This is a genomic window from Helicobacter heilmannii, from assembly GCF_001283065.1.
In the GTDB taxonomy this organism is placed as follows: domain Bacteria; phylum Campylobacterota; class Campylobacteria; order Campylobacterales; family Helicobacteraceae; genus Helicobacter; species Helicobacter heilmannii.
This window is the reverse complement of record NZ_CDMK01000003.1, coordinates 240186-250090: the sequence shown is the minus strand read 5'-3', so window position 1 is coordinate 250090 and position 9905 is coordinate 240186. Positions and strand designations below refer to the sequence as shown.

General features: G+C 49.8%; 9 protein-coding genes. 4 read left to right on the top strand and 5 right to left on the bottom strand.

Annotation, left to right across the window (positions count from 1 at the left end):
- Positions 1-2061 (bottom strand): glycine--tRNA ligase subunit beta, encoded by a 2061-nt coding sequence (glyS, locus tag AOG36_RS07760; protein ID WP_015107453.1) that lies wholly within the window; start codon positions 2059-2061, stop codon positions 1-3.
- Between the two features lie 155 nt (positions 2062-2216).
- On the opposite strand from glyS, the gene AOG36_RS08845 reads away from it, so the two are divergent.
- Together AOG36_RS08845 and gpmI are read left to right on the top strand one after the other, a co-directional pair.
- Positions 2217-3083: a hypothetical protein gene (locus AOG36_RS08845; RefSeq protein ID WP_197536076.1), complete on the top strand. Its 867-nt coding sequence runs from the start codon at positions 2217-2219 to the stop codon at positions 3081-3083.
- On the top strand, positions 3084-4553 hold the full coding sequence (gpmI, locus tag AOG36_RS07750) for a 2,3-bisphosphoglycerate-independent phosphoglycerate mutase (RefSeq protein ID WP_053825803.1): 1470 nt from the start codon (positions 3084-3086) through the stop codon (positions 4551-4553).
- On the opposite strand, the gene AOG36_RS07745 is transcribed toward gpmI, so the two are convergent.
- The 4 genes from AOG36_RS07745 to AOG36_RS07730 are packed head-to-tail and all read right to left on the bottom strand — an operon-like array spanning position 4545 to position 8126.
- Entirely contained in the window at positions 4545-5483 is a 939-nt protein-coding gene (locus AOG36_RS07745) for a 5-oxoprolinase subunit C family protein (protein ID WP_015107445.1), read from the bottom strand. The genes gpmI and AOG36_RS07745 overlap by 9 nt on opposite strands.
- Positions 5476-6183, bottom strand: a complete 708-nt coding sequence (pxpB, locus tag AOG36_RS07740) for a 5-oxoprolinase subunit PxpB (RefSeq protein WP_015107444.1) — start codon at positions 6181-6183, stop codon at positions 5476-5478. The genes AOG36_RS07745 and pxpB overlap by 8 nt, the downstream gene beginning before the upstream one ends.
- Position 6184: 1 nt before the next feature.
- Positions 6185-7321, bottom strand: coding sequence for an NRAMP family divalent metal transporter (locus AOG36_RS07735; protein ID WP_053825802.1), 1137 nt, complete (start codon positions 7319-7321; stop codon positions 6185-6187).
- A 25-nt stretch (positions 7322-7346) separates the two neighbouring features.
- Positions 7347-8126, bottom strand: a complete 780-nt coding sequence (locus AOG36_RS07730) for a LamB/YcsF family protein (RefSeq protein ID WP_053825801.1) — start codon at positions 8124-8126, stop codon at positions 7347-7349.
- Positions 8127-8163: 37 nt separating this feature from the next.
- Between AOG36_RS07730 and AOG36_RS07725 the strand changes: the two genes are divergently transcribed.
- Both AOG36_RS07725 and AOG36_RS07720 read left to right on the top strand, forming a co-directional pair.
- Entirely contained in the window at positions 8164-9039 is an 876-nt protein-coding gene (locus AOG36_RS07725) for a class 1 fructose-bisphosphatase (protein WP_015107441.1), read from the top strand.
- A complete protein-coding gene (locus tag AOG36_RS07720; protein ID WP_015107440.1) occupies positions 9015-9197 on the top strand; it encodes a hypothetical protein in 183 nt (60 codons plus the stop codon). The genes AOG36_RS07725 and AOG36_RS07720 overlap by 25 nt, the downstream gene beginning before the upstream one ends.
- Positions 9198-9905: the final 708 nt, after the last annotated feature.

Sequence of the window (9905 nt, the reverse complement as noted above, 5' to 3'; positions counted from 1 at the left end):
TTAGAGTTCTTTGGCTTCGGCCATGCCTAAAAATGCCCGGTAAATCGCCACCAACAAGCCCTTGCGGTTGTTCTGTATCTCTATATTGGAATCGTTGACAAGAACATTGTCAAAGAAGGCTTCTAGGGGCCCTTTGAGGGCAAAAAGGGCGTGTAGCTGTTCTAGGTGGCTGTTAAAAGGCGTGGCTTGTAGGGTTGCATAAGCACTAAATAAGGCGTGCTCGCTCTCATGGGTGAAGAGCTTAGGGTTTGTGGGAGAGGTGGGTGTGTGCTCTTGTATGATGTTGGCGACTCGTTTAAACACCGCCACAAAATCCCTCGTCTGTGTGCCTCCTAAAAACGCCGCCAAGGCCTGTACCTTCTTGGCGATTTGGCAAAGCTCATATACCCCATTGCTTTGGGCTATGCCCCCAAGCACGGCTTTATAGATATTGGGGCTGTAATTGGGCGTGCTTTCTAGAATATGGCTTAAGCGCTCAAGGGCAAAGTCTTTTAAAAGGGCGGTGTCAAAACTTTTGTAATGTTGTGCGAGTGCCTCAAAGTCTGTTTGCAAATCAAAGGGCAGATTAAAGTGCAGACAAATGCGTAAAAGCGCATTGCACGCGCGGCGTAGGGCAAAGGGGTCTTTAGAGCCGGTGGGGATTTTACCCACGCTAAAGAGGGCGAGCAAGCTGTCTAGTTTATGGCTTAGGCTTAAGAGCGCGCCTAAAAGGCTGGAGGGCAGGGGGGCATTTTCACTATTGGGCAAATACTGCTCTTTAAGGGCGGTGCTGGTGGCTTGGGTGTAGCCCTTGGCTTTGGCGTAATAAGCCCCCATGATGCCTTGTAATTCAGGAAACTCATAGACGACTTCGCTTAATAAATCTAATTTAGAGAGGCTAATGGCCTGCTCTAGGTCGCCTTGCAAATGGGGGGCGTATTTTTGTGCCAAAGCCCGCCCGATGGCCTGCTCTCTTTGCACCTTGTCAGCAAGCGTGCCCAAGCCCTGCACGAAGGCGATTTGTGCGAGGGCATTTAAATTGGGGACAAAGGGAGCTTTTAAATCATTTTCATAAAAGAACATGGCATCGCTCAAACGGGCTTTAAGCACCTTTTCATTGCCCGCCACAATGTCTTTAAAGTCGGTTGTGCACTCTAGCGGGGTGTTGCTCACCATGACAAAGCCGGCGTGCAGTGCCCCATCTTTAAAGGTAGCAAAGTAGCGTTGGTGCTCTTGCATAGAGGTTGTGGTGATCTCAGGGGGTAGGCGCAAGAACTTAGGCGCAAACGCGCCATAAAGCGCAGTGGGGTAACTTGTGATCGCCACCACTTCGGCCAAGAGTTCGCTATCTACCTGTACCTGAAGTCCGTGCTCTTGCTCTAGGGCGCGGATTTCTTTTAAGATTTTAGCTTCCCTGGCTTTAGGGTCTAAAAGTACCTTGCCTTTTTTAAGTGTTTCAAAGTAGCCTTCAATGCTCGGAGTGTTGTGCCAACCAAAGCCCATAGAAAAGTGTAGCTTTGTGGCTTGTTTGGTGGTGCATAAAAAGGTTTCTTGGCATAGGGGCAGATGGGGCTTGTGATCGCCAAAGAGCACGCAGATATTGTGGATGGGGCGGATGAAGCGCGCCTTGACATCACCCCATGCCATGCTCTTGCCAAAGTTAAGCCCTTGCAAAAAGTCTAAGAGGAGACGATCGAGCAGGGGAGCGGTGGGTTTGGGCTCTATTTGCACACAGACATAGAGCACTTCTTTATTGCTCTTAAGCGCGCTCTGCCATGTGCTGGGCACTTCTAAGCCCAACTTCTCGTAAAACTTGCGCCCGATGGCATTTAAGGCGTTGTTACTAACGCCCACGGATAAGGGCGGGCCAAAGTGTTCTGTTGTGCTTGTGGGCGTGTGGGTGGGGAAATCTTTAGTGTGCAACACGAGTCTTGTGGGTGTGTAGCTAAACTCTGTGGGCGCGCTTAGACCATGTGCGCTTAAAAGGGTGTGCCACTTGTCTGGCATGTTGGGTAACTCTTGCAAGAGGGGCTTTGCGGGCAACTCTTCTAACAAGATTTCAACAAGGAGGGCTTGGTTCAAGTAAGCTCCTGTGGTTTAATCGGGTTTTATGGTGTTTCAAGGGTTACTTTCGCTACAATTATAACAAAAAGTGATTAAAAACTCTTAAGAGGTTTGTTATGCATTGTAGGCATCGGGCGGTTTTTGGGATTTTGCGGTCTTTTTCTTGGGGTTTTTTGGCTTTTTTTTATTTATATTGCCCTTTAAACGCAAGCCATGTTAAAAAGGCGAGTTTAGCTGAGTGTGTGGCACCACGCAACTTCAACCCCGCTCAAAAGCGCGTGTTGGTCTATGCCTACCGCTACGGCTTTAAAGAAAACTTGGGCTATGAGTTGGCGGCCATTGCGTGGAAGGAGTCTTGTGCGGGCATGTATCGGGTAGATTTTAGTGGTCCGAGCGCGGGTATTTACCACGCCTATATCCCCGATGTACTCAAACGCTACAACGAGCGCGATACCCGTTTCATGCAAAGTGTGTATGGCAGCTTATTGATTAAAGACGAGAACTTTGCCTCAAGAGTCGCCCTAGACACCCTCATTGGTTGGAAGCGCACCCACAAGGGGAATTTAAAAGACATGATCAAATCCTACCATAACGGTTTACGTTGGCAAAAAAACGAACACATTGACCAAATCGCCAACGAGTATTATCAAGACATTGTGGCCAAAATCAAGACCTTGCAGAGCATGATGCCCGCTTTAGAAAAAAGCGTGGATGAAACCCAGGCTACGCCCTTACAAGCCGACAACAGCCCACACAAGGAGGGCGTGAAAACTTTAGCTGCTAAGCCAGAGCTAGAGCCAAAGCCAGAGATCGCACCCCCTCCTCCCCTGCCCGCCCCTAAGCACCACAGCACGCACAAACCCTCCCGCCACCACAACACCCATAAAAACACCCACCATAAAAATACAAAAACCGCTCCCAAACACCACAACGCCTATAAAGACACCCTCCAAAAGGACCGCACCCACACAGGCAAAACACCCAAAAACAGCAAAGAGGCGGATAAAATTATCCTCATGCAAGAATCGCCGGTGTTTTAAATGCAAAAGACTCTTTTGATCATCACAGACGGGATCGGGTATAACCCCAACCCTGAAGGAAACGCCTTTTTAGTGGCCAAGAAACCCACCTACGATTGGCTCTTTAAAAATGTCCCCCACAGCCTGCTTAAAACGCATGGTTTAAGCGTGGGGCTACCCGAAGAGCAAATGGGCAACTCTGAAGTGGGGCACATGTGCCTAGGGGCGGGGCGGGTGCTCTACCAAGACTTGGTGCGTATTTCTAAGGCGTTTGCAGCCGGAGAAATTGAGGACAACCCCGCCTTAAAGAGCGTAACTGATCACGCTAAAGTGGTGCATGTTGTTGGATTGATGAGTGATGGGGGGGTGCATGCGCACATCCAGCACTTCACCAGCATGGCATTACTCTTAGAAAGGCTAGGCAAAAAGGTGTGGTTGCACTTAATCACCGATGGGCGCGACACTCTGCCCCAAAGCGCATTGGGCTATTTAGAACACATCACTTCCATTTGTAGCGAAAACATCCGCATCGCTAGCCTATCGGGGCGTTTCTTTGCCATGGATCGCGACAAGCGCTATGAGAGGCTACTCAAAGCCTATAACTGTATCGTGCATGCGGCCAACAAAACCGACTTTACCCCTGAGCGCTATATCAAAGAAATGTATTTTCAAGGGATTAATGACGAGTTCATTGAGCCGGTCAGCTTTGCGGATTATGTGGGCATGTTCGATGGCGAGGGGGTGGTTTGCATCAACTTTAGAAGCGATCGTATGCGCCAGCTTGCCAAAGCCCTAGGTGGGCAGAGCAAATTGGAGGGTTTTAAAGTCCCCCCAGAGCTTTACATCGCTACAATGACAAATTATAACCCTGAATTTACATACCCTGTACTCTTTGAAAAGCCTAGCATTACCCACACCCTAGCCCAAGTGGTGGCTGAAGCGGGCTTAAGTCAAACGCATATTGCCGAAACTGAAAAATACGCCCATGTGAGCTTTTTCATCAATGGGGGGGTGGAAGAGCCCTTTAAAAACGAAGAGCGGGTTTTAATCCCCAGCCCCAAAGTCAAAACCTACGATTTATGCCCAGAAATGAGTGCCTTTGAAGTTGCCAACGCTGTCTGCACGCACATGCAAGCGGGCAAAGATTTAATCATCGTTAATTTTGCCAATGGAGACATGGTGGGGCACACGGGCAATTTTAAAGCGGCAGTGGCGGCAGTGGCGGCGGTGGATAAGGCACTAGGGCAAATTGTGCAACTGGCCAAGGAGTTAGATTACGCCCTAGTGCTCACCAGCGACCATGGCAACTGCGAACACATGCAAGAGGGCGAGCAGGTACTCACCAACCACACCACCTACGAGGTTTATTGTTTTGTGATGGGGCATGGGGTGAAACGCCTGAAAAATGGCGGTTTGAACAATGTCGCCGCCAGCGTGTTAAAACTCATGGGCTTAGAAATCCCTAGTAGCATGGACCCCGCTTTATTTTAAAAGCTCTTGCACCCTAGCAAGGTTTTCATAAAAGGCCTTGTATCTCTCTTGTGCCTGCTCTAATTTTATGGGGATGAAATGCACCCGATGCCCGGGCAGCATTTGGGCTAGAGCAATCACACTTTCTTTAAGCAGAGTAGCGATTTTAGGATAACCCCCCAAGGTTTGCCTATCGGCCATGAGTACAATGGGCTGTCCGCTGTTTGGCACTTGCACGCTGCCTAGAACCAAGGGGTTAGACACCAGCTCTTTTAACAAACGCCACTCTAGGGCCATTCCCTCTAAACAAATGCCCATGCGATCGGCCCTTTGTGTGATCGTGTAGGCGGAATGGAAAAAGCGGCGCACACTCTGCAGACTAAAATAATGCGCTTCTGTGCCTAAGAGGGCGGGCAGGCTTGTTTCTTTGGCATAAAGGGGGCGGTGCTTCTTTGGTAACAAGCGTTTTTGTTGCGGAGGGCTTGGGAGTGTAAATATCTCATCGCCCTTTTGCAGTGTGCGCCCCAAAAAGCCCCCAATTTTTGCGCGTGTGTAAGTTGCCCTGCTGCCATGCACTAGGGGCACTTGCACCCCTCCACTCAAAGCTAAATACGCCCGAGCCCCACCAACAAGCCTGCCAAATTCTAGAATATCCCCCGCTTGCACGGCATAAGACTCCCAATTAAAAATCTCTGTGCCATTAAGCTTAGGGCTTAAATTTGCCCCAGTAAGGGCAATTTGCATGGGCTTTAAAAACTCTAGGGTGTCGCCCGTGTAGGTCATTTCTAAAAGGGCTTGCTCTTTGGCATTGCCCACTAACCAATTTGCCACACATGCGCTAAAGGGATCCATCGCCCCGCTTATAGGAATACCTAGTGCAAGATAGCCCACCCGCCCCAAGTCTTGGATAGTGGTGCTTAGCCCCGCTTTTAACACCCGCACACTAGGCATGCAGGCTATCCTTTGGCACAAGGGTGCGCTTTAGGGTGTGTGGGCTATTTTGAAACTCTTTGAGACTAATGGGCTTGTAGCGGACATAATCGCCGGCAAAAATAGAGACGGGGGGCTCTTTGGTGGGGGTGTAAAGGCTAATGGGGGTTTGTGCTAGGATATGCCAGCCGGCCGGGCTAGCGATGGGGTAAATGCCCGTTTGTTCGTTGGCAATGCCAATGGAGCCCGCAGCCACTTCTAATCTAGGCGTGGCAAGGCGGGGCAGTTTGAGCGCAGGGTCTAGCCCACCCAAATAAACAAAGCCGGGCAAAAAACCCAAACAATACACCAAGTAATCCCGCCCGCTGTGCCTTTCTATCACCTGCGCCACGCTTAAACCCGTTTGTTCTGCCACGCTTTGTAAATCCAGCCCTAGCTCATAGCAGGCGGGCACTTCCACTAAATAGACTTCCTGCACCTGCTCTGTAGAGAATGCTAGGCTCAAGGCTTGCACTCGCTCCACCAAGTGGGTGTAAGAACAAAGAAGGGGGTCATACACCACAAGCAACGAGGCATAGGCGGGCACAATCTCTAGCACCCCTTGCAACCTTTGCGCCTTTAATTTTTCACACAACAAACGCACCCTCGCATTGAGGCTAGGTTCAATCAAATCGCCCAAGGTTACCAACAAAGCATCCTCAGAGCAGGGTTTAAATTCCACCTTAAGCTCCAAAGAGTTTAAAGAGCGGTTTTAAAGAGAGCAGCCCCCAGTAGGCACTAAAGCCCACCACCACCCAGCCTAGCACGCTTAAAATGAGGGGGTGTTTGTAAGCCCCCACAATTTTAGGGCTCTTGGCGGCGATGAGCATGAGGGTTAGAGTTAGGGGTAAAATCAATCCATTGAGTGCCCCAGCGGCAATTAGCAGCGTGGCGGGTTTGCCTATGCCTAAAAAGATGAGAGCCGACACGCCGATAAAGCCCACCACCCAAGTGTTCTCCTGTCGCCTTACCCAGCTTAAGTTTCGTAAAAATGACACGCTCGTATAGGCTGCGCCCACAATGGAGGTTAAGCTTGCGGCCAAAAACACCACGCCAAAAACCACCCGTCCCCACCCTCCAAAGGACTCAAAGGCACTAAGAGCAGGGTTTACAGGATTTAGCACCGCTCCTCTCTCAACTACTCCTAAAATCACCAAGAACAACAGCCCCCTTACTAAAGTCGCCACAAAGATGCCTAAATAGGCGGCCAAATCCACTTCTTTTAAGTGATGAGCACCACAAACCCCAGCATCCAAAAGCCGATGCCCGCCCGAGAAAATGATGTACCCCCCCACGGTGCCCCCGATTAAAGTCAACACCGCCACCATAGAAAAGTGGCTCGGGTGTAGGCTCTCTTTCAAGACTTGCGCCAGGGGGGCTTTGGCATGCAGGGCGACAAAAACCATCAGTGCCACCATCAACACCCCTAAAATTTGCGTCATTTTATCCATGAAAAGCATCGCCCGCTTGAAGAGAAACACAAAAATGGCTAAACACGCCCCAAGCCCAGCCCCACTTTTTAAATTCAGTCCGACCAATACCTGCAAGCCCAACGCCACCCCGCCCACATTGCCAATGTTAAAAACCAAGCCTCCTAGACAAATTAAGAAAGCCAAAAATGCCCCAAGCCCGGGCACTAGGGTGCTGGCAATCTCTTGCCCCCTTTGATTGGCTACTGCAAGCACCCGCCACACATTGAGCTGGGCGATCAAAGAGGCTAGGGTGGCGATGAGGATCGCGCAGGCAAAAGCACTTTTGAGCTCCTGGGTAAATTGCGCGCTTTGGGTAAGAAAGCCCGGGCCCACCGCTGAGGTCGCCATTAAAAAAGCTGCTCCGAGTAAGTGGCTAATGCGTCCCCCTTATGAACTCTCCTAGAGGTTTGATGGCTACCCCGTTTTTTAGCAAAACTTCTCTGATTTGCATGGCTAGCCACACCGCTTGGGGATTGTCACCATGTACGCAAATGGAGTCAGCCACGATGTCTATGCTCTTGCCACTGATGGTTTGCACCTTGCGCTCTTTTGCCATGCAAACCACGCGCATTAGGGCTTCGTTTAAATCACTGACAAAGGCTTTTGGGTGGTCTCTTGGCACCAGCCGCCCATCGTCTAAGTAGTGCCTGTCGGCAAAGACTTCTTCAGCGATTTTTAAACCCATGTCCTGCCCCAACTTTGCCATAGGGCTAAGGCTGGGCGCGAGCACAATTAAATGGGGGTCAAAGTCTCTGATCCCCTTAAGCACCTCCAAAGCGAGTTTGAGATCATAGGCGGCTTGGTTATAAAAACTCCCGTGCAATTTGACATGTTGCAAGGGGGTTTTCTGTGCTTTGGCAAAGGCAAAGAGTGCGCCCACTTGATAGAGGGTATAAACCCTAGCTTCTTTAGGACTGATATTCAAATGGCGCCGCCCAAAGCCTAGTAAGTCAGGATAACCCGGGTGTGCGCCCAGCCCTAGGTTTGATTTTTGAGCAAGACCCACCATTTCTTGCATGATCAACGGGTCGCTCGCATGCCAGCCACAAGCCAAATTTACGCTGCTGACAAACTCCATGATGGCGGTGTCATCGCCCAAGCGGTACACCCCAAAGCCCTCGCCCATGTCGCTGTTTAAATCCACGCAATCCATGTTAGAATGATAACACGAAATTCTAAAGGACAAGAAAATGCTAACCCCGATTGTGCAGGCTCTGCAAGCCCTCGCCCCCAAAGTGTATCAGGCAATCAAGCAGGGCGATACCCATTACACTGCCCATAAAAACCCCACAGCGGATCTACAGCTTGCCGTGGATGTGGCGGTGGATCAACTCATTTTTGATGCCCTGATGCAAGTGCCAAGCATAGGGGGCGTGATGAGTGAGGAGAGGCAAGAGGCGCAGTATAAAGAGCAGGGAGATTTTTTAATCGCCTTTGATCCGCTCGATGGCTCTAGCGTGGTGGGGGCAAATTTTCTAGTGGGGAGCATTTTTGGGGTGTATGCCCGCCCGTCTTTAGGCTTTGCTGAAAAACGAATGGCAAGCCACATTAAAATGGGGGCGTATCTTCTCTATGGAGCGAAGTTAGAGTTGGTGGTGGCAAGCACACAGGGTGTGGTGCATGAGGTTTTTGATGAAGGTAGCCACGCGTGGCATAGCAAGAAATGCTTTGAGTTGAAAGACAAGGGCAAGAACATTGCCCCAGGGGGTAGCTGGCAGCACTTTAGCCCTGATTATGTGGAATTTTTAATGTCGTTTTTTAAGCAGGGGTACCGCCTGCGCTACAGCGGGAGCATGGTCGCCGACATACACCACTTGCTAAGTAAAGAGGGCGGACTCTTTTGCTACCCCGCCACCACAGACGCGCCCCTAGGTAAGTTGCGCAAGCTCTTTGAGGTCTATCCCCTAGCCTTTGTTGTTGAAAAGGCGGGGGGCCTTAGCTTTGATGGCGTGCAAAATATCTTAAACACCCCCTTAAACAGTCTGCACGACAAAAGCCCGTGTTTTCTAGGTTCAAAAGAGGAAATGGAGGCGTTGAAGCAGTGGATGCATTCGAGCAAAAACTAGATGAATTGAAACAAAAGGTGCAGGCTTGCCAAGAGCGTAAGGGCGTGGGCTCTTGTCTGCGTTGCAGTTTGACTTTAGAGTGTGCGGATAGAAAAGCTTATGTTGCCAGCGTGTATGCAAGCATGAACAAAGGCCAGCAGGGCAATTTTGATTTTTAGCCAACCAATACCGCAATGTAGATATAAAAATTGGAAGTGGATCGGTGGGTTGGCAACATAAAATGCAGAGGGTTGGTGTTTACGCTTGGTTCTTGGAGCTTAAGGGGCTTTGCAGCATGCCAAAAGCCACTTGCCCCGTGCAGGAGGATTTTGGCTCTTTTTAACCTTATCAATGTGGGCTGCAGGCTAATATTAGCAAGCACGAGGGTTTTGGATTTGGACTAAAATCCCTTTGGTGTGCCATCATCACTCCCGCTTAAGAGTCCGGGGCATTATGGCCTGACCTTCCAAAGGAGTGTTGTTTTTTATAAGCAATGATATTGATAACTTTTGGGGTAGGCACCCTGTGTGCTTAATGTGTATGTTCTAATAATTTGGAGGCGGATGGTGTCGCCATTTTTTATGGGGTGTTCTTTTTGACCACTGGCTAAAAAGTCATCTCTCACATTGGAGTTGATCACCCTTTTGTGGTTACAACCACATGGCGAATGCATTGTAATCGCTAGCGATAATTTCGAGGAATCCAGCAAAACCCATTATCTATAAATCCATTTTTTACATCCTGGATAAATTGCTCTAGAGTTTGCGGGCGAGGGCACATAGGCTGTAGATCGTATCAATAAAAAATAAAGCCTGCTCTATGAATCCATGCTTTCTTTTAATGAAGTTTTGACCCCCCCCCCCCCAAAAAAAAAACAACCCCCCCCC